Annotated in this window: 19 protein-coding genes and 2 pseudogenes; 9 read left to right on the top strand and 12 right to left on the bottom strand. The window is 57.4% G+C overall.

The window, feature by feature from the left end; genetic code table 11:
* Positions 1 to 216: 216 nt before the first annotated feature.
* From AC4ANK_RS27350 to AC4ANK_RS27340, 3 genes and pseudogenes are all read left to right on the top strand, one after another.
* A pseudogene (locus AC4ANK_RS27350) lies at positions 217 to 5493 on the top strand (type III effector); the annotation flags it as partial.
* A gap of 93 nt (positions 5494 to 5586) precedes the next feature.
* Positions 5587 to 6336 carry an IS5 family transposase gene (locus AC4ANK_RS27345; RefSeq protein ID WP_460382697.1) on the top strand — a complete coding sequence of 250 codons (750 nt, stop codon included), beginning with the start codon at positions 5587 to 5589 and terminating at the stop codon, positions 6334 to 6336.
* 109 nt (positions 6337 to 6445) lie between these two features.
* Positions 6446 to 7195, top strand: coding sequence for an IS5 family transposase (locus AC4ANK_RS27340; RefSeq protein ID WP_460382697.1), 750 nt, complete (start codon positions 6446 to 6448; stop codon positions 7193 to 7195).
* A gap of 14 nt (positions 7196 to 7209) precedes the next feature.
* On the opposite strand, the gene AC4ANK_RS27335 is transcribed toward AC4ANK_RS27340, so the two are convergent.
* The 6 genes from AC4ANK_RS27335 to AC4ANK_RS27310 all read right to left on the bottom strand — a co-directional run bounded on the left by AC4ANK_RS27335 (position 7210) and on the right by AC4ANK_RS27310 (position 10441).
* Positions 7210 to 8062, bottom strand: a protein-coding gene (locus AC4ANK_RS27335) for an IS5 family transposase (RefSeq protein WP_095077643.1) whose coding sequence is annotated in 2 segments (ribosomal slippage) — positions 7210 to 7723 and positions 7722 to 8062 — 855 coding nt in all. Because the reading frame shifts where the segments join, the coding sequence is not laid out codon by codon here.
* Between the two features lie 176 nt (positions 8063 to 8238).
* The gene (locus AC4ANK_RS27330) at positions 8239 to 8823 is read right to left on the bottom strand and encodes a Fe(II)-2OG oxygenase family protein (protein ID WP_002555801.1); all 585 of its coding nucleotides are present in this window, start codon (positions 8821 to 8823) and stop codon (positions 8239 to 8241) included.
* A complete protein-coding gene (locus tag AC4ANK_RS27325; RefSeq protein WP_223216239.1) occupies positions 8820 to 9236 on the bottom strand; it encodes a hypothetical protein in 417 nt (138 codons plus the stop codon). The genes AC4ANK_RS27330 and AC4ANK_RS27325 overlap by 4 nt, the downstream gene beginning before the upstream one ends.
* Before the next feature lie 135 nt (positions 9237 to 9371).
* A complete protein-coding gene (locus AC4ANK_RS27320; protein WP_002555802.1) occupies positions 9372 to 10007 on the bottom strand; it encodes an MFS transporter in 636 nt (211 codons plus the stop codon).
* A complete protein-coding gene (locus AC4ANK_RS27315; RefSeq protein WP_223216238.1) occupies positions 9991 to 10236 on the bottom strand; it encodes an MFS transporter in 246 nt (81 codons plus the stop codon). The genes AC4ANK_RS27320 and AC4ANK_RS27315 overlap by 17 nt, the downstream gene beginning before the upstream one ends.
* Complete coding sequence (locus AC4ANK_RS27310; RefSeq protein WP_002555804.1) at positions 10214 to 10441, bottom strand: hypothetical protein; 228 nt, start codon at positions 10439 to 10441, stop codon at positions 10214 to 10216. Before AC4ANK_RS27310 ends, AC4ANK_RS27315 begins: the two co-directional genes overlap by 23 nt.
* 104 nt (positions 10442 to 10545) lie before the next feature.
* Here AC4ANK_RS27310 and AC4ANK_RS27305 point away from each other — a divergent pair, with 104 nt between their 5' ends.
* A complete protein-coding gene (locus AC4ANK_RS27305) occupies positions 10546 to 11427 on the top strand; it encodes a LysR substrate-binding domain-containing protein (RefSeq protein ID WP_031595735.1) in 882 nt (293 codons plus the stop codon).
* A 41-nt stretch (positions 11428 to 11468) separates the two neighbouring features.
* On the opposite strand, the gene AC4ANK_RS27300 is transcribed toward AC4ANK_RS27305, so the two are convergent.
* Positions 11469 to 11735 carry an accessory factor UbiK family protein gene (locus AC4ANK_RS27300; RefSeq protein WP_002555806.1) on the bottom strand — a complete coding sequence of 89 codons (267 nt, stop codon included), beginning with the start codon at positions 11733 to 11735 and terminating at the stop codon, positions 11469 to 11471.
* 99 nt (positions 11736 to 11834) lie between these two features.
* Here AC4ANK_RS27300 and AC4ANK_RS27295 point away from each other — a divergent pair, with 99 nt between their 5' ends.
* The 5 genes and pseudogenes from AC4ANK_RS27295 (at position 11835) to sutA (ending at position 14955) form a co-directional block, all read left to right on the top strand.
* Positions 11835 to 11957 (top strand): hypothetical protein, encoded by a 123-nt coding sequence (locus tag AC4ANK_RS27295; RefSeq protein ID WP_255872753.1) that lies wholly within the window; start codon positions 11835 to 11837, stop codon positions 11955 to 11957.
* A gap of 196 nt (positions 11958 to 12153) precedes the next feature.
* Entirely contained in the window at positions 12154 to 12492 is a 339-nt protein-coding gene (gene glnK, locus AC4ANK_RS27290) for a P-II family nitrogen regulator (protein WP_002555808.1), read from the top strand.
* Between the two features lie 33 nt (positions 12493 to 12525).
* Positions 12526 to 13863 (top strand): ammonium transporter, encoded by a 1338-nt coding sequence (locus tag AC4ANK_RS27285; RefSeq protein ID WP_002555809.1) that lies wholly within the window; start codon positions 12526 to 12528, stop codon positions 13861 to 13863.
* A gap of 242 nt (positions 13864 to 14105) precedes the next feature.
* A complete protein-coding gene (locus AC4ANK_RS27280) occupies positions 14106 to 14531 on the top strand; it encodes a secondary thiamine-phosphate synthase enzyme YjbQ (protein WP_460383775.1) in 426 nt (141 codons plus the stop codon).
* 98 nt (positions 14532 to 14629) lie between these two features.
* Positions 14630 to 14955 (top strand): annotated as a pseudogene (gene sutA / locus AC4ANK_RS27275) (transcriptional regulator SutA).
* Between the two features lie 74 nt (positions 14956 to 15029).
* Here sutA and AC4ANK_RS27270 read toward each other — a convergent pair.
* The 5 genes from AC4ANK_RS27270 to lysA are packed head-to-tail and all read right to left on the bottom strand — an operon-like array spanning position 15030 to position 19447.
* On the bottom strand, positions 15030 to 15722 hold the full coding sequence (locus tag AC4ANK_RS27270) for an HAD family hydrolase (RefSeq protein WP_002555812.1): 693 nt from the start codon (positions 15720 to 15722) through the stop codon (positions 15030 to 15032).
* Positions 15715 to 16614, bottom strand: a complete 900-nt coding sequence (xerC, locus tag AC4ANK_RS27265; RefSeq protein WP_002555813.1) for a tyrosine recombinase XerC — start codon at positions 16612 to 16614, stop codon at positions 15715 to 15717. Before xerC ends, AC4ANK_RS27270 begins: the two co-directional genes overlap by 8 nt.
* A gap of 2 nt (positions 16615 to 16616) precedes the next feature.
* Positions 16617 to 17351 (bottom strand): DUF484 family protein, encoded by a 735-nt coding sequence (locus tag AC4ANK_RS27260; protein WP_002555814.1) that lies wholly within the window; start codon positions 17349 to 17351, stop codon positions 16617 to 16619.
* 13 nt (positions 17352 to 17364) lie between these two features.
* Positions 17365 to 18195 carry a diaminopimelate epimerase gene (gene dapF / locus AC4ANK_RS27255; RefSeq protein WP_002555815.1) on the bottom strand — a complete coding sequence of 277 codons (831 nt, stop codon included), beginning with the start codon at positions 18193 to 18195 and terminating at the stop codon, positions 17365 to 17367.
* A gap of 4 nt (positions 18196 to 18199) precedes the next feature.
* Positions 18200 to 19447, bottom strand: a complete 1248-nt coding sequence (gene lysA, locus AC4ANK_RS27250) for a diaminopimelate decarboxylase (protein WP_002555816.1) — start codon at positions 19445 to 19447, stop codon at positions 18200 to 18202.
* Positions 19448 to 19452: the final 5 nt, after the last annotated feature.

Below are 19452 nucleotides of genomic sequence, written 5' to 3'. Positions count from 1 at the left end.
TCGGCATGATGCCGTTGGTTCTTCGTGGGTAATAAACAGGACATATTTTTTATATACAGGAGTTTAATAATAACGATGGTAAAGGTTACCTCTTCCGGATTTACTGCCAACCCTCTCCCTCATCCTGCAGACAGTGTCTCGCCTGCTAACAGCCCGCCTCAGCTACCTGAACCATTGCCCTTGGTTGATGAAAGCCCGTCGTCTCACAAGGGCGGCATGCGAAATCGGGCTCATGCAAGTTTGAATAGTCAGGTGCTCGGACTGCAAGCGGTGCCGTCGCAACGCGGAAGGCATGTTCGTATCAGAAGTCATACAGATGGGGTGAGCGTCATTAATGACTGGCTGGCAAAGCGACCGTCGGTTCAAAGCGAAACCAGCCTTGATAACAATGGCAAGCTAGTGCGCTATACCGCCATGCATCACGAGCCGCTAGCGCCGCGTAATGAGGCGTTTTTCACCTCCGTACCAGGCATGTTGATGGCCGTTTTGACGGTCCACCCTGACATTGAATACGGCATCAGCGGAGAAATAACTGCCGATGCTGTGGCTGCCCGGCTTGCCGAACCGCCGATAGGATTATTAACAGGACTCTGGCAGTCCTCCCATGATCGAGCATACATAGAGCGCGGCGGTGTGGTTCATACCGCAAATATGGAAGAGCGCTGGACGTCATTGACGCTGCCTGGCGCGGATCCCCGAGAGCCCCTGCGGATGATTGGTTTGCAGGCCGATGGCGATGTCTATCTACACAACGGCAGGCAACTCTGGCGCGCAACCGACACGTCTGCCGAGTCCGTGTCGACCGAACGGCTTCCCGAAGGCGCGGCGGTGCGCATTGGCGCCGGTCGCGAGGTGCAATGGCTGCATGAGGGCGCGGTTCATTCAAATGGCATTTCCCGTCCTGTCGAGCTTTTGCGGCCAGAAGCCAGCGGCCTGGGGGTCGAGCAGAGTCCGGCCCGCCCCGTTGATTTACTGCCATTGCCGCGCGGCAACGCTGCGCTGATCCTCGATGATAAAGGACGTATTTATCAGGCCGATCTGAAAGGCATCGGGCCTGTTGAAGCCCACCGGCTGAAATTACCTGGCGATTTTGCGCAGGGCAAAGGTTGGGCCGTGACCACCATGGGGTTGTCCAGGGACAACACTGTTCATCTCATGTTGCAGGATCAAAACGGGCGGCGCATGAGCTTGCAGCGAGCGCAGAACGAGGTGCTGTTTCGGCCGGCGTATCTGCTGGATCGCCCGTTGCTGCTGCTCTACACCGAGGGGCTGCATGTTCCGTCGGAGACGGCTGTGCAGTCGCACGTTCAGCTTGATGGTCATGCTCAGGTGGGGCATATCGACGGCGTGCTGCATTATCAACCGGCTCCTGACCAGCCATGGGAGCGGTTAAGACAGCCGGGCGGCGAACCGCTGACGGGTGTGACCGCTCTCTATTCCTCTGCGTTGGGATTTATCGACAGGAAACCGGTTTTTGCTTTATTGGGGGATGCACGGCAGGTCGTCGAACTGAAACTGGAGGGCCGTACCTCTTGGTTGCCGACTGATGCCGAACTGCCGCGTCATCCTGCGGGGGGACCTTTGGCGGTTATCCCGGATACAGTGGAGTTACGCGCCAGGCTTATCGCGCAGTTTGACGAGCCAGTGCAGGCGCTGGCGGTTCACAACAATCGCCAGAGCGTCGCGCTGATGGAATCAGGTCTGCTGATCGCCGCCGACGCGGATGGCAAAGCCCGCCGACTTCCCCTGTTGCAGCGCCCCATCGCCCTCGCCATAGGGCTCAACGATCAGTTGCTCGTGTTGCATCATCCTCGTAACCAGCGACCTCAGTTGAAACGTTTGAGCGCGAAAGATGACTGGGAGCCGGTGCCGATAATTCTGCCGGGGATTGATCACCCTTCGAATCTTCGCGCCACTCGAACTGGGCAAATACAATTGCAGCTGGGTGATAACTGGCACACGTTGCTGCCTGCAATGACGTCGCACGACAATCGTCCCTTGCCAGCACGCGTAAAGCCCGAACCGGAGGCAGACGAACTGCCGCCGGAGAACTTCCTTGCAGGCACCAACGCCCGCGTCAACCAGCAGCAAGCCAGTCGTATCAGCACACCGCATCATGATGCATCTGCGGTTACGACGCTGATGGGGACAGCAGCGAACAACCCGTTGACGATGACGTCGAGCGTACAGGCAGCGGTTGATACGACGCGCGCTCAGGTTGGCGCATTGGCGAGAGATGTGTTGGGCGGAGTGACGAAAAACACGATGCGGGCAATGGCGCACAAGCTTGGCGTCGTACTGCCGCCGACAACCCAGGAGAGGCGTCTGGCCAGTTTCCATTATGAGGCGAAGCAGGCGTATACGTCAGGTAAAACGCTGTTCGAACAGTTGCCGACGCTCGCGCAAGTACGCGTCGCTTCAGCCGTAGGACCGTCCGACGGAGAAAAGTTCGGGCTGTCACATCAGCAAACGCAACGCTTGTTGAACCTGCGGGAAGAGAAGCTGGAAGCGCTGTTACGCGACTTGCGCAAGATAGGCTTCCATGAAGGCGTGATCATGGGCGATATGGGGGACGGCGAGAGTGCTGGCGATCTGACGTCTACCACCTCTACGCCAACGTTCCGGCTGGCCGAGCTATGGCGGCGGCAGCATTCGCAAGTGAATAAAGCGCTGTCTTCGGTCGGCTTGTCCAGATCAGAAGATATTTTGCCGAACCTGAACCAGAGTATTAAAGCCTTGGCGGGTGGCGCGGCGCTGCACGCTGATCGTATGGGCGAACGTGAGGCTGAGCTGTTGAGCGTCTTGTGCGAGGTCAGCGAAAAAATGATGCGTGCTGGCGTACGCTTGCCGGCGGATGATGGAAGCGCTGACAGTGCCAGCAGCCATGCGCCACACGGCTTGCGAACATCAGGGTTGATGGCGGGTTTGGTGGACTATGATGCGCTGTTGACCAGCACCGATACGCAGGCGCTGGAAATGGCGGAGAGGCTTCAGCAAGATGCCAAGCTTCCGGGGTTGTGCAAACTCGGCCTGTCTTCTTGGGTTCAATTAGCGGCCTTCGATGATGTGGTGACGACGTTTCGCGAACAGATATCGTTGCCGGGCTCGGCACGCCGCACCCAGTTGCTCAAAAATCTTGGCTTGCCGCCCGATGCCGCTCCGGACGAAATGGCCGCGCGTATGTCCGATTTACTCCTGGATCTGTTCAACAGGAGTACCTTTTTCTCGACGCAGTCGCGCGGTCTGGAAATTCGCGGGTCGTTGGGGGGCGCCGACTGGAAACATCTTAATGCGTTTAGCGTCGGCATAACTGGCGAGGCGCTTCAGGTACTCGGCGTGGAGCGCATCGGTGACGGCAAGGACGACGATGCCGGGTTGGTCGCGTTTTTTGTGCGCCACGCCAAGGCCTCCGTATCAGCGACGTCAGGGGTCGGAATCGACTTCAAGCCAGGCCTTGGCACTGGTGGCCGTGTTCTTGATTCGCGGCCGGGTCGCTCGATGAACTCAACGTGGGGAGGCTCCGCCAACCTGGGTATTTCCGGGGCATACCAGCATGGTCAAGGCGCCGCCGTGATTATCGCGCCTTCGACGATCTCTGATTTCGTGCGGCTGTTATTCGACGTCAATCACCCCGATAGCACTCAGATCCTGCGCACTGGCGTGAACGGTGGTTCGATTGGTCTGGATCTGTTCGAAACCAATTTGAATGGCTCGGTGGGGGCAAACGTCAGCGTATCGCCGTTTAGCCTGAGCCAGAAATATGGACCACAGAAACCGTCGGCAGATGCTGCTGCATCCGGCGCCGACAACCGACGCAGTACCGCGTCGGGGGCGCTGTCGGTAGGCGCGACGGCGCAGGCTGGCGCGCACTGGGGACAAATGGAGTTGCACCTGGATCACGCCTGGGCAGAGATTATCGGCCTGGAATTTCAGGGGCGCACGGATTTCAATCTGGAATTCAACAGCAACTTGAATCTGGGAGGCGCGCTCTCTTCAGCGCTCGGCGATCGCCCTCAAAAGTTGATAAATGCGTCTACTGGAAACGGTAACCTGCAGCTCGCCGGCATCCGCGTTGCGTCAAGCGATGTGCAACTGCCGACCGATAGCGTGGTGGACGATAAGCGCCGCGGCCCCTTCCTGTCGACGGCCAGCTATAAACGCACCTTCGATACGCAAGTCGCCAAGCCCATTACGGCCGACGAGTGGAGCCAGATGCGTCAGCGCCTGGCCAGCGCCTTTCCTGACAATATCGGGGAGTTGGGTGCGCTCGCTTATTCGACCAGCCCCAGCGAGCGTATCGCGACAATCAATCAGGTGATTGACCGTATACAAGGTTCGAAGGCGCGTAACGTGGAAGCCGGTGGTGCCCTGGATGGAAATGCATTGCGCCGTCAGCGCCTTGATGCGGCCCGAGAGATGTCGAACGCAGGCAACAGTGTGTGGCAGGCGAGCTCCGAAATTGATCGCGCCTCGGTAGTGGAGATGCTGCATCAATTGCGTCAGCAGGAACAAAGCGCCGTCCAGCATCATGCCCGCGCAATTCCCGGAGCGCGGGTGGAGTTCAACCTGTTCGGGCGTGAATCGCTGGAAACCGTAGTCTTTCACGCCATCGGCCATATAGGGCTTGGCAGCAAACTGAACGACATGGCGGAACTGCGTCGCAAAACACCTGGCCTCGATCAGGTCATGCGCTGTTTCCAGTCGTTGCCCAACATCAATCAGGTGCGATACGTGTTCGAGATGCGTCCGCAGGCGAGGTTCGCCATCAATGACGCGCTACTGGCGCGCGAGCAGCAGGCGTCGGCACGTACGCTGGGTTTGCCGGGCTCCTCAGCAAGCGAACTGAATTGGCGCGGCGTTCTGGACAAGATCAAAAACACACCTGACCTGTACCGGCTGGCGGCGATCGCCGTACATAACACCGATGAAAACCCCGTGACTTCAAGAATAGGGCTGCCGCTGCTGAACGTTTCGGCCACTGGCGCGACATCGCATCAGTTGTTCGAAGCGGAAATCCAGTTCCAATACGGTCTTTATGACGGTTTGCAAGGTATTGAGGTGCTGGAAGCCGGAAGCAGAGCGCTGCAGTCGCCGTTACGGGTATTACAGCAATCCGGTATTCAGGCTCTGGGGCAGAGAACCCAGGCCGGGGATGTTCCGTATGGCCCTCCGTCGCCGCGTAAAGAGGCGACGATGCGCACCGCAGGGGAGGCTGCTGCCCTGACAACCAATGACGTATGGCGACAACTTGACGGCAAAATTCAGCGTATGAATTCGGCGCATGAACGTGAGGCGAATGCTATCGGTTCGTTCCAGCATGCTTATGGGACGGCGTCCGCGCATGTAGACAGACTGCTTTTGCGCATTCCTGAATTGCCAGCGCCTGAAATTGATGACCGCAACGCCGATGGAGAAAGTGTGCGGGGTGCATTTGCGTCGCTCAAACGAAATCATCAGGCACTGGATGAAGATGTAAAGGCCATGCGCCAGGCTAGGGTCTGTTCCCGTTTCGACGTAACCCATTGATCTCTATGAGAACAGGCCCGTATTGTTGGAGTTCTCACACAACACCAATACGAGCCTGCAATGCCCCGATTAATGCTCAGTGATGAGCACTGGCCGAAGCTTCGAGAAATTTTGCTGCACGAATCGATCTACAACAAGCGAGATTTGCGCACCACGGTTGAAGGCATGCTGTACCGCATGCGTGTGGGTTGCCCTTGGCGAGACCTGCCGAAAGCGTTTGGAAACTGGAGCAAGGTCTACAAGCGGTTCAATGCCTGGTCTGCTTCAGGCAAGTGGGTCAAGGTGCTTGAGGTGCTGATGACCGATCCTGACATGGAGTGGGTTTTCATTGATGGCAGTTATGTAAAGGCTCATCAGCACAGTGCAGGTGCTGCCAGCACGCAGGACCAGGCCATCGGAAAAAGCCGAGCCGGTAACACCAGCAAGATTCACCTGGCTGTAGACGCTTGTGGGCTGCCCATTGCATTTGACGTGACCGGAGGCCAGACCAATGATTGTTCGCAGGCGGCCTCGTTGATTGCCAAGATGCCCAATGCAGAAGTGATCATTGCGGACAAGGGCTACGACACTGAAGCGATACGCGCTCAGGTCGAGCAGCAAGGCAGCAAAGTGGTGATTCCACGAAAGCGCAATTCTCTGAAAGGGAACGCAGATCTGGACAAAGGGTTATATCGCAATCGACATCTCGTAGAAAACGCCTTTGCCCGGTTGAAGCATTTCCGGGCGGCGGCTTCTCGGTTCGACAAACTCAAGAGAAACTATGAAAGCGTCATAGCAATGGCCTGCGCTTTTCTGTGGCTGCCAATGTGAAACGGGAACAGACCCTAGGGTCTGTTCCCGTTTCGACGTAACCCATTGATCTCTATGAGAACAGGCCCGTATTGTTGGAGTTCTCACACAACACCAATACGAGCCTGCAATGCCCCGATTAATGCTCAGTGATGAGCACTGGCCGAAGCTTCGAGAAATTTTGCTGCACGAATCGATCTACAACAAGCGAGATTTGCGCACCACGGTTGAAGGCATGCTGTACCGCATGCGTGTGGGTTGCCCTTGGCGAGACCTGCCGAAAGCGTTTGGAAACTGGAGCAAGGTTTACAAGCGGTTCAATGCCTGGTCTGCTTCAGGCAAGTGGGTCAAGGTGCTTGAGGTGCTGATGACCGATCCTGACATGGAGTGGGTTTTCATTGATGGCAGCTATGTAAAGGCTCATCAGCACAGTGCAGGTGCTGCCAGCACGCAGGACCAGGCCATCGGAAAAAGCCGAGCCGGTAACACCAGCAAGATTCACCTGGCTGTAGACGCTTGTGGGCTGCCCATTGCATTTGACGTGACCGGAGGCCAGACCAATGATTGTTCGCAGGCGGCCTCGTTGATTGCCAAGATGCCCAATGCAGAAGTGATCATTGCGGACAAGGGCTACGACACTGAAGCGATACGCGCTCAGGTCGAGCAGCAAGGCAGCAAAGTGGTGATTCCACGAAAGCGCAATTCTCTGAAAGGGAACGCAGATCTGGACAAAGGGTTATATCGCAATCGACATCTCGTAGAAAACGCCTTTGCCCGGTTGAAGCATTTCCGGGCGGCGGCTTCTCGGTTCGACAAACTCAAGAGAAACTATGAAAGCGTCATAGCAATGGCCTGCGCTTTTCTGTGGCTGCCAATGTGAAACGGGAACAGACCCTAGGGTTTTTCTGAAAAGTCAGCCCGCAAGCATTTTTCGATGCAGGCCAGTGTGACCATGGCTTTAAAGCTGCTGGCCAGTTTGTCGTAACGCATAAAGATCCGACGTTTTTCCTTAAGCCAGCTGAACACCCGCTCAATAACGTTGCGTTTTTTGTACTGAGGCCTGTCAAACAGCCGAGGCAGGCCGGGTCGAGGCTTGCGATGCATCTTGCGCAGCGGAATCACCGGCTGCATGCCGTAGCGGTCGCAGTACTGACGTATAACCTGGCTGTCATAACCCTTGTCGGCAAGCACATAACGGCAACGCTTGCGCGGGCGACCCCTGCTTCCAGGAAGGCTGATCTGATCCAGCAACGGCATGAAGTAGCGCGAGTCAGCCTGCTCGCCGGGCGACAGCATAATGGCCAGCGGGATGCCATGACTGTCGCAGGCGAGGTGTATTTTGGTGGTCAGTCCGCCCCTGCTTCGGCCGAGACAGTGGTGTTGCGGTTCCTGCGGGCCCCTTTTTTTCAGCACCGCTGGCAGCCCGGCTGGCCCGGATTGACGTGGAATCGACCATCCAGGTATCCAGATCGATGAATCCGTCCTCTCGCAAACGAAGATGAAGGTGGCGCAGAACCTGCTCGAACTTGCCGTTGTCACGCCATTGCCTGAAGCGCTGGTAAACGGTCTTCCAAGGCCCAAAACGCTCTGGAAGATCCCGCCATTTGGCGCCAGAGCACAAAATCCAGAAGATTCCATCAAGCATCTGACGATCATCGCGCCTTGGCCGCCCCATGTGTTGAGGAGGGGAAATAATGGCTTCAATGATCGCCCAACGCTCAGATGAAATTTCATAACGGTCTGTCATGACGGCTCTCCTGGCAACCAGAGGGCATCATTCTGGCGAAAGCGACTTTTCAGACAAACCCTAGGAGCGACGGGTTACGAATACCAGCCTGTTTCAGTCGCATCTATTTCGAAAAATTCGCATTTAATTCGAAAACCTACACATGCTGATAAGGGTTGTGTAGCGTTAACAGCAAATCAGTCGATGACACAGCACGCTCTGTTACGGGACCAATAAGACTGAAAGCTTTCGGCGGTGCACAGGTCTTTGAAAGCGTAGGTTTTCAACAGCCAGCGGGACGCCGCACTTTCAGGGTTCAGAATGTCGATCTTTTCCCGGTTGTGCAGACCGTCCTGATTGGCGAAGGTCAACAGGTCGCCAGTCAGTATGCGGTGGCGCTTGCAGTGCGAACTCATTGCACTTTTGAATGCGATGAAGGCATCGCGTGCTTCGACAGGGGCTTGTTCGGCAACGCAGGTCATGGTGTCGAGAAAGCGGATGGAATGGTCGTTGCTCAGAATGGCATGTTTTTCAGAGGTGCTGAGTTGCTTGTTCATGTCACGGGAAAAGATATCGAACACGGTATAGAAATGCGGCTCACGTAAGCAGGCAATGTGCCGGGGCTCCAGGTTTCTGACGATGTCGACACCATCGATATAACCGGTATAGATCAAGTCATCTTCCGGGCAACGCATGCCCAGCAACGTGATGTAGTCGGCCCTGACTTTATGCGCGGTACGATCATTGTGGAACACCAGTTCACTGTCACTGAAGCCGGTCAATTGCCCGCTGTACTTCTTGATGGCAATAACATCGGTGAAGAAATCACCTTCATTTCTGGTCTCATAAGACAGTAACGGTGTGCCGGTAAGTTGCGCAAACAGCTCAAGAAAGGCCTCACTGACAAACGGTGTTTTCTTGACGTGTTTATCCTTACCGGATCCTCCGGATCAAGCTCGGGAATCAACCTGTCCATAGGGCAGTTGCGAATAACGTGAATCTTTTGCTGATGATTCGCTCTTTCGCTGCGGATAATCTGACAGGCACTCAGGAAACGAGCGGGCACATCGGAGTGCAAGCGCCGTATTCCTTCCGAGAAACCTGTGTAGCTTTTATAGGGGGATAAATGTAGCGGTTCCAGAAGATTCAGCAGGTGTGCTTTCTCTTCAGGCTCAAAGGTAAATAGCGGGATCATGCCTCTCCTCCATGGAAAGAGTTCAGTTCAATTAAGAAAGCGTCAGGCCGGTGGCGTCTATCGTCAGTGCGAGGGCGTGCTGCTCAAACTAGTTGGCAACACGGTTTACGATAGCGGTCAGCAGGGGAATCGGTCTCAGGTTGAACGGGGTGCCAGTGCATAGCTTTTTTCAACGCGCGGGAACAACGGCACCGTCAACAGCGCGCAGAAGGCTGCTGCCAGCCACACCACTCCCCAGGAAAAGTGAGTCATGAGAGAGGATGCAGCGATGGGCGTTGCGAACAGCACCACAAACACGCAGGTATTGCCCATGGCCAAGGCTGTACCCACCCGACTCGCACCCGCCAGTGTGGCAAGTTCGGTATAGGCGACACCGTGCCAGGCGGACACGCTTATTCCAGCAATGATCATGACGCCGATAATCAGACCGCTGGCCAGCGCAGTTTCACTCAGGCCATAAAAGCCCGCTGCCGACACCAAGGTGCCCAGCGCCAAAAAAGTCAGGGTGCTTAACCAGGCACACGTCTTGAGGTAGGCACGTCGGTTTTTGTTTTTGTCGGTCCAGCGTCCGCTCCATATTCTGCTGACAATCGCGCCGACCTGGATAATCGCCAACGTGGTTGAAATCAGCGTGATGTCCATCTTGCTGAAATCATGGAAGAACACCGCCGCATAGGTGAGGATCGCGAATTGAGGCGCGCATAACAGACCGATGGCTAATACGATGCGCCAGACCCTCAGATCCTTTAACGGGCTAGCACTTGTCTCCATGCTCTGTTTTTTTTGCAGCGCTGCTGGAGAAGTCGGGTTCATAGAGCCAGAACCCGGCGAACAACGCCGCTATCAGGCAGAACAAGGCTGATGCAGTAAAGACCTCTACAAACCCGTAGGTATAAGCGAGATAGGGCAGCACGATGGCCCCCAAGGCGTAACCGCCCGGAACGGCCGTCTGGCGAATGCTCATGGCCAACCCCCGTTCACCCTCTTTGAACCAGGCCATGATCGCTCGCCCACGGGATCTCGCTGATGGCGATACCCAATCCTAAAACGCCGAGTACAAGCCCCAGCTCGCTGTTATCCAACTGGTAGGTGGCACGCATATAGACCGCCGTCGCGGGCAGCCCCCCTACGACGCTTGAAAAGCTCGCATTGGCGGCCACGCCGACGCCAAGCACTTTCCAACGGTGACCGTTATCGACAGTCATAAGAATCCCACTATTTAATTGGTTGTGGGTCGCAAGATTCTCATGAGAGTATCGTCTCGAATATCAAATTATTTTGCGTGTTCGTCCCAAAAAGCAGGATTGTTATGAGACCGGTGAATTTCGATTTGGATGTCATGCGCAGTTTTGTAACAGGGGTCGAATTGGGCAGTTTTGCCAAGGCCGCGCAGAAACTTGCCCGCTCTACGTCAGCCATTAGTGCCCAATTGAAAAAACTGGAAGCTCAGGCAGGCTCTCCACTCTTCAAGAAAGCCGGACGCAAGCTGGCGTTGACGGACACCGGGGAGGTGTTACTTAACTATTCCAAGCGCCTCTTGAGCCTTAACGACGAGACCATAACGGCAGTGTCGGAGCTCAAACTCAAAGGCTGGGTACGCCTCGGGCTTCAGGAAGACCTGGGCAGTTTCTTGCCGACAGTGCTTGGACGATTCGCCAGAGCCCACCCCGATGTTCGAGTCGAGGCACGTATTGCACGTAATGCAGATCTGTTGAACCGCATCGAAAATGGTTCTCTCGATCTTGCGGTGGCGTGGGGGGATGTAAAAAAGAATGGGTACCAAGAAACGATCGTAGAGCTGCCCATGCAATGGATCGGATCGTCACACCGGTATCTGGACTGGCGTGTCGAGTCAGGCAACCCACTTCCTGTGATTGCATTTGATGCGCCTTGTCCCTTCCATTCAAAGGCCACTGACGCATTGAACCTTGCCGGGATCCCTTGGCATCTTTCCTTTACCAGCTCGAGTCTCAATGGTCTGTCTGCGGCCACCGAGGCTGGATTGGGCTACACCATCAGAACGGCTCTTGGTCTTCAATCGGGCACTGAGCTTCTGAATATCGAAGACCGGGGTTTGCCGGCTCTGCCTTCGATAGCCCTGACGTTGCACAGGCACGAGGCGAATCCCAATCCTCTGACCGAGCGATTGTCGAGCATGGTGGTACAAGCGATCAGAAGCGAGATCGCCTGATCGCAATGGCCTGACGACCGACGAAGATATCAGGCCAGGAATTACTCGGCCTTTTCAACACCGCCAGCCTTCTCTTCCAGCTCGGCCATCTTGGCCTCCAGCGCTTCCAGGCGGGCGCGGGTGCGGGCGAGGACGGCCATCTGGCTATCGAATTCTTCACGGCTGACCAGGTCCAGTTTGCTGAAGCCGCTTTGCAGCAGGGCCTTGAACTGGGCTTCGAATTCGCTGCGGGGTACTGGCGTTTCGCCGTTGAAAAGACGGGAAGCGTGGCCGCTGAGGGCGTCAAGAAAGGCTTTGGGCGCGAGCATGATGATTTTCCTGAATCAGAAGCCGGCAGTGTAACACGCAGTGTCTATAGTCAATTTGACGGGGCGAGTCGCACGCTTATGGAGCGCTGCGGCGTGCACATGAGCACCATTAGTGTGCATTACCTTGGTCGCGAAGCCGGTTTGACCCGGCAAAACCTGCCCAAGAGCCTGTATTCAATGAATATTCACGAGATGGCAAGCTTTCTGCTTAGTGGCTTATGACCCATGCACTGATGCAGTCGCTGTGACGAATGCAGTGCGGCAGGCGGAGCGGGGAAGTGTTTCGTCAGAAGCGGTTTTCTGGAGTTGGCCTGGCCTGATCAGGCGGCCGACACGTTACAAAGCCAGGCACTGCGCTTAGACTTGAGTCGGGTTTGTTTTCCTGGGGCAAGTCCACCAAATTCGGGAGAAAGTTTTCATGAAGCTAGTCACTGCCATCATCAAGCCGTTCAAACTGGATGACGTTCGCGAGTCGTTGTCTGAAATCGGCGTGCAGGGCATCACCGTCACTGAAGTCAAAGGCTTCGGGCGTCAGAAGGGTCACACTGAGCTTTATCGCGGTGCTGAATACGTCGTCGACTTCCTTCCCAAAGTGAAGATCGATGTCGCCATTGATGACAAGGATCTGGATCGTGTCATCGAAGCCATAACCAAGGCCGCCAACACCGGCAAGATCGGTGACGGCAAGATTTTTGTGGTCAATCTGGAACAGGCCATTCGCATCCGTACCGGCGAGACCGATACAGACGCTATTTAAGCCGCCAAACCCAACGCCCCAGGAGAAAACAATATGACTCTGCGTCAACTCGCAGGGCTCGGTGCCCTGTTGTCCCTCGCATTACCTGGTCTTGCCCTGGCGGCTGACCCAGTGGCCGAGCCGGTGCTGAACTCTGGCGACACTGCATGGATGCTGACCTCGACCGCTCTGGTCCTGTTCATGACCATCCCCGGTCTCGCGCTGTTCTACGGCGGTATGGTTCGCTCGAAGAATATTCTGTCCGTGATGATGCAGTGTTTCGCCATCACCGGTCTGATTAGCATCCTGTGGGTCGTGTACGGCTACAGCATTGCGTTCGATACAACCGGTATGGAAGCGGGCGTCGTCAACTTCAATTCCTTCTTTGGCGGTATGGGTAAAGCGTTCCTGGCAGGCATCACGCCGGCAAGCATTACCGGTCCTGCTGCGTTGTTCCCTGAGGCGGTGTTCGTCACCTTCCAGATGACCTTCGCAATCATCACCCCCGCCCTGATTGTCGGCGCTTTCGCAGAACGCATGAAGTTCTCCGCAATGCTGGTGTTCATGGGTATCTGGTTCACTCTGGTCTACGCGCCAATCGCCCACATGGTCTGGGGCGGCGTCGGTGGTTTGCTGTGGGACTGGGGCGTTCTGGACTTCGCTGGCGGCACCGTCGTACACATCAACGCCGGTATAGCCGGTCTGGTGGCCTGCCTGGTACTGGGCAAGCGCAAAGGCTTCCCGACCACGCCGATGGCACCGCACAACCTGGGTTACACCCTGATCGGCGCAGCAATGCTCTGGGTCGGCTGGTTCGGCTTCAACGCCGGCTCCGCGGCTGCAGCCAACGGCACTGCCGGTATGGCCATGCTGGTTACTCAAATCGCTACCGCGGCCGCCGCACTGGGCTGGATGTTTGCCGAGTGGCTTACTCACGGTAAGCCAAGCGCTCTGGGCATCGCGTCGGGCGTGGTTGCCGGTCTGGTCGCCATTACCCCGGCTGCCGGTACAGTCGGCCCGATGGGCGCTCTGATCATCGGTCTGGCGGCAGGCGTGATCTGCTTCTTCTGCGCTACCAGCCTCAAGCGCAAGCTTGGCTACGATGACTCCCTGGATGCGTTCGGCGTTCACGGTATCGGCGGTATCGTCGGCGCGATCCTGACCGGCGTGTTCGCAGCACCTGCACTGGGCGGCTTCGGCACCGTGACTGACATCGGTGCCCAGGTCTGGATTCAGTTCAAGGGTGTCGCGTTCACCGTCGTCTACACCGCAATCGTGACCTTCATCATCCTTAAAGTCCTGGATGCTGTAATGGGTCTGCGGGTTACCGACGAGGAAGAGTCTGTCGGTCTGGACCTTGCGCAACACAACGAGCGTGGCTACAACTTGTAAGCAGCCGCAGATGCAAAAAAGAATGCCCGGTCTCCGGGCATTTTTTTTGTCTGACGTTTGCGGATATACCGCGGATTTTTGCTGTCATTGACTTTGCCCGCGTCAATGATTTCGGCACCGTGACGCAGCGCAGGTAACGATGTATCGACAGTCTTCGTCAACTTGCAGGGAAGCCGGTTTATTGCGCGCTTTGCTTTTTTCTCAGTCGAGTTAGAATGCGCGCCGAAGGTGCGGAGAACGGTATGTGGCATCAATCCAGAATTGCCTTGCGGGCCAGGCCCCGCGGGTTCCATCTGGTGACTGACGAAATAGTCGCGGGCTTGCCCCCGTTGCGCGATTGTCGTGTCGGGCTACTGCATGTGTGGCTGCAACATACCTCGGCTTCGTTGACCATCAACGAAAATGCCGATCCGGCGGTACGTCGTGACTTTGAGCGTTTTTTCAACCGTCTGGTGCCCCAGGGCGTGGACGGCTACGAACATGACGACGAAGGCCCTGATGACTTGCCAGCGCATTTCAAGGCCAGTCTGCTGGGCTGCCAGTTGGTTCTGCCGGTGACGGCAGGGCGACTGGCGCTGGGCGCCTGGCAAGGTATTTATCTGGGCGAACATCGAGACGCTGGTGGGTCTCGTAACGTCCTCGCCACCCTTCAGGGTGAGTGGATATAACCGCTGGAGTCAGCGGTTATGGAATTTTTCCGATCGCCTTAGCATTTCCGGGCGGTTGGGCTATAACTAATCAGCTTTCGCAAGTCATGAGGTAGAACATGAGCGACGACGATACTAACGACGATCTGGTAGACGACCTGGAAGGCGAAGACGGTGAGGAGCTTGCAGCAGCCTCCCCGGAAGACGACGCAGCCGAGCCAGACGATTCCGACGTTCCGGCAGCACCCGCAAAAGGCAAGGCCAAGGCCGCTGTCTCGGTCGATGAACTGCCTAGCGTAGAAGCCAAGAACAAAGAGCGCGATGCTCTGGCGCGTGCCATGGAAGAGTTCCTGGCGCGTGGTGGCAAGGTGCAGGAAGTGGAGGCCAACGTGGTCGCCGACCGCCCAAGAAGCCTGACAATAAATACGGTAGCCGCCCGATTTAAGGCTGCAGACGCTGTATGAGAAAAAGCCCGCCGTCGCTGCGGGCTTTTTCTATTGAGCGAACATCAGACCGTTTTCAGGCCCAGCGTGCCAGGACTTCCGGCAGCTGCGACAGGTTGTGGATCTCGGCATCCGGCAGCCGGTCTGCGTCCCAGGCCTTGCCTTGCGGGTTGTACCAGATGGCGCGCATGCCCGCCTGTTGGGCACCTGCGATATCGTCCTTCGGGTGATCGCCTACGTGCACGGCTGCGCTGGCATCGACTTTTGCGCGCCGTAACGCTTCCACAAACGGTGCGGGGTCGGGCTTACCGATACCCAGGTCCTCGGCGCACAGCGCGAAGGCAAAATAGTCAGCCAGCCCCAAACGACGCACATCGGCATTGCCATTGGTAATCACGCCAAGCGTGAAGGTCTTGGCGAGAATTTCCAGCATGGGTTGCACCTCAGGGAAAATCTGCACCTGATGGCGGCCATGCAGGAAGACTTCAAAGCCGCGGTCGGCAAGGTCCTGCGCCTCGTCCGGGTCGTAGCAGGCATCTTCGAGCGCATGGAACAGCACGCGGCGTCGCAAGGCGCTGATGCGGTGCTTGAAGGATGGGTCTTCAGCCACAAGGCGCGAGCGAATTTCCCACAGGTGCTCGACAGGAATCGCCCCCAGCCTGGGCGCGTTTTCGCCCAGCCAGTCACGTAGCGTGACTTCGGCACCGGCAATGGCAGGGGCGGTGTCCCAGAGCGTGTCGTCAAGATCAAACGTCACCAGCTTAATCATCTGCAGCTCCTTTACGTTTGGCTCGGGGATGGGCGCTGTCATAAACAGTAGCCAAATGCTGGAAGTCCAGGTGCGTATATATCTGCGTGGTCTTGATGTCCGCATGACCCAGCAGCTCCTGCACGGCGCGCAAGTCCTGTGACGACTCCAGCAGGTGGCTGGCGAACGAGTGACGCAGCATGTGCGGATGCAGGTTCTGCCCTAACTCCCTCTCACCAGCCGCCTTGAGCCGCACTTGAATCGTGCGCGGGCCGAGGCGCTTGCCTTGCTGGCTGACGAACACGGCGTCGTCCTGCGGATTGGTCAGGGCACGCAGCGGCAACCATATTTCCAGCGCCTGGCGAGCCTTGCTTCCGACCGGCAGTACGCGGGTCTTGCTGCCTTTGCCCAGGACCTGCACCAGCCCGTCGCGCAGGTCCAGCTGGTCCAGGTTCAGGCCCGTCAGTTCGGACAGTCGCAACCCTGATGAGTAAAGCAGCTCCAGAATGGCTTGATCGCGATGAGCCAGAAAATCATCTTCGACGCCGCCATCCAGCAATTGCGCGGTGCGGTCGGTGTCCAGCGTCTTGGGCAGACGCCGTTCACCCTTGGGCGGTGACAGGCCGTTTGCCGGGTCGTGCTGGCAGATGCCTTCGCGATTGAGGTATTTGTAGAAACCGCGCACCGCCGACAGCATGCGCGCCAGACTGCGTGAAGACTGGCCCTGTTGGTGCTGGCGGGCGGTAAAGCTGCGCAGGTGCTGGATATCCAGATCATTCCAGCTCGACAGTTGCGCCTTCTGGCAATATGCCAGAACCTTGCCCAGATCGCGCCGGTAGGCTTCAAGCGTATGAGGCGACACCTGGCGCTCACTGCGCAGGTGCATGCAGTAGGCGTCCAGATGCTGTTCCATGGCTAGCGAACCGAGCGTAAAGAGTGAGCGAAACGCGGCAGCAGGCGGCTCAGGACGTCGGCGATGTAACTGAGGAACAGAGTGCCGACCGAGCTTTTGTAATGCTGCGGATCACGACTGCCGATGGCCAGCACGCCATGCAGGCCCAGGTGATTGAGGCTGGCGATGGCGGTAGAGCCCACTTCCTTGCCTTGCTCTGCGCCAAACAGGAACGCCAGTTCATGCTCACGCAACGCGCCGCAGATGATCTTCTCGCCAATCAGGCCGCCGATTGCTTTCTGTGCTTCGGCGCTGCTGACCCATCGCCCCACTTGCATCGGGCTGTCACTGAACAGGATCAGGCTGACGAAGGGCACCTGAAAATCCTGACGCAGGCTGTCTTCGACAGCGATGACCAGCTCGTCCAGGCTGGTGGCATCCATCAGGGCGAGGTTCAGGCGTCGGGTCTTTTCGAACAGGCGGTCGTTGTCCCGAGCGACGTCCATCAGCTGCGACAGGCGATGACGCATTTCGATGTTGCGCTCGCGCAGCAGCTTTAGCTGACGCTCGACCAGCGAAACGGTATTGCCACGCTGGTGCGGGATGCGCATCGACACCAGCAGCTCGTCGTGCTCGGCGAAAAAGTCCGGGTGCTCAAGCAGGAAGGCGATGACCGCCTCTGCTTCAAGGTCTGGCGCTGCGCTATCGACAGGCGATTCGCAGGGTGTGCCTGTTGAAGCGGGAGGTTGATCGGTCATGGCAGTTACTCACTCAAAGACGAACTTGGCCTTCATAAACCCTGACGGCGGGGCCGGTCATCATGACAGAATGTCCCGGGCCAGCCCATTCGATGGACAGGCGACCTCCGGGCAGGTCGATCAGCAGCGGCGAATCCATCCAGCCCTGGCTGATGGCAGCAACCGCCGCCGCACAGGCGCCGGTGCCACAGGCCTGGGTTTCCCCGGCACTACGCTCCCAGACACGCAACTGCGCACGCTGACGATCCACCACGTGAAGAAAGCCCACATTGACCCGTGCCGGAAAGCGCGGGTGATGCTCGATCTTCGGCCCCAGCTCGTGGACCGGCGCGTTATTGATGTCATCGACACGCAGTACGGCATGCGGGTTGCCCATGGACACAGCAGCCAGTTCGATATTCTGCCCGTCTACCTCGACGTTGTAACGGGTGGCCTGCTCTGCGGCCTCGAAAGGTATTTCTTCCGGGACAAACCTGGGTGGCCCCATATCGACGCTGATCTGCCCGTCGCTGCGGATATCCAGCTCAATGATGCCGCTCTTGGTCTCGACGCGTATCTGCTTCTTGGCCGTCAGGCGCTTGTCGAGTACGAAACGGGCAAAGCAGCGCGCGCCGTTGCCGCACTGTTCGACTTCGGAACCATCGGAGTTGAAGATTCGGTAGCGAAAGTCCACATCCGGATTGTTCGGCGCCTCGACCAGCAAAAGCTGATCGAAACCGATACCGGTGTGGCGGTCGCCCCATTGTTTGGCATGCTTGGGCAAGATGTGCGCGTGCTGACTCACAAGATCCAGGACCATGAAGTCGTTACCCAGCCCGTGCATCTTGGTAAAACGCAGCAGCATGGGATTACTCCGGCAGCAGGCTTTCGCCAGCGAACAGCTCGGCCACGGTTTCGCGACGACGCACTTCAAAAGCCTGGGAACCGTCGACCAGTACCTCAGCAGCACGGCCACGGGTGTTGTAGTTCGAACTCATGACGAAGCCATAGGCACCGGCCGAATGGACCGCCAGCAGATCGCCTTCGGCCAGCGCCAGCTCGCGCCCTTTGGCGAGAAAGTCGCCGGTCTCGCAGATCGGCCCGACGATGTCGTACGCACGAGGTTCGCCGTCGCGCGGGCGCACCGCTGTGACGTCCATCCACGCCTGATAAAGCGCTGGGCGGATCAGATCGTTCATCGCCGCATCGACGATGGCGAAATCCTTGTGCTCGGTGTGCTTGAGGTATTCGACGCGGGTCAGCAGCGCGCCTGCGTTGGCCACGATGAAGCGCCCCGGCTCGAACAACAGCCCCAGATCACGACCAGCCAGTCGCTCACGCACGGCTTTGATGTAGTCGGCCGCCAGCGGAGGCTCTTCGTCGCGATAACGCACACCAAGACCGCCACCCAGATCGATATGGTGCAGGTGAATGCCGCAATCGCCCAGGCGATCAACCAGGTCCAGCAGGCGATCCAGCGCATCAATGAACGGCTCGAGCGTGGTCAGTTGCGAGCCAATATGGCAGTCGACCCCGATCACTTCCAGGTTTGGCAGTTGCGAGGCGCGAATGTAAACGTCTTCGGCATTTGCAATGGCGATGCCGAATTTGTTTTCTTTAAGGCCGGTGGAGATGTAAGGGTGAGTGCCTGCATCCACATCCGGGTTGACCCGCAGCGATATCGGCGCACGAACGTCGAGCTCGGCAGCCACTTCCTGCAGACGCTCAAGCTCGTCGGTGGATTCGACGTTGAAGCAATGCACGCCGACTTCAAGAGCGCGACGCATGTCTTCACGGGTCTTGCCGACGCCGGAAAACACGATCTTCTCGGCTTTGCCGCCTGCGGCCAGCACACGCTCCAGTTCGCCGCGCGAAACAATGTCGAAACCGGCGCCAAGACGCGCCAGGACATTTAACACGCCCAGATTGGAGTTGGCTTTTACGGCGAAGCAGACCATATGCGGCATGCCGCTCAGCGCATCGGCGTAGGCACGGTATTGCGCCTCTATATGAGCGCGCGAGTAGACATAGGTCGGCGTGCCGAAGCGCTCGGCAATGGCAGACAATGCTACCCCTTCCGCGAACAGCTCACCGTCGCGGTAGTTGAAGGCGTCCATTGAAT

The sequence above is a fragment of the Pseudomonas sp. Pmew2 genome (assembly GCF_058129885.1).
The sequence above is the reverse complement of the archived record's forward strand: the minus strand, read 5'-3'. Positions and strand labels throughout refer to the sequence as shown.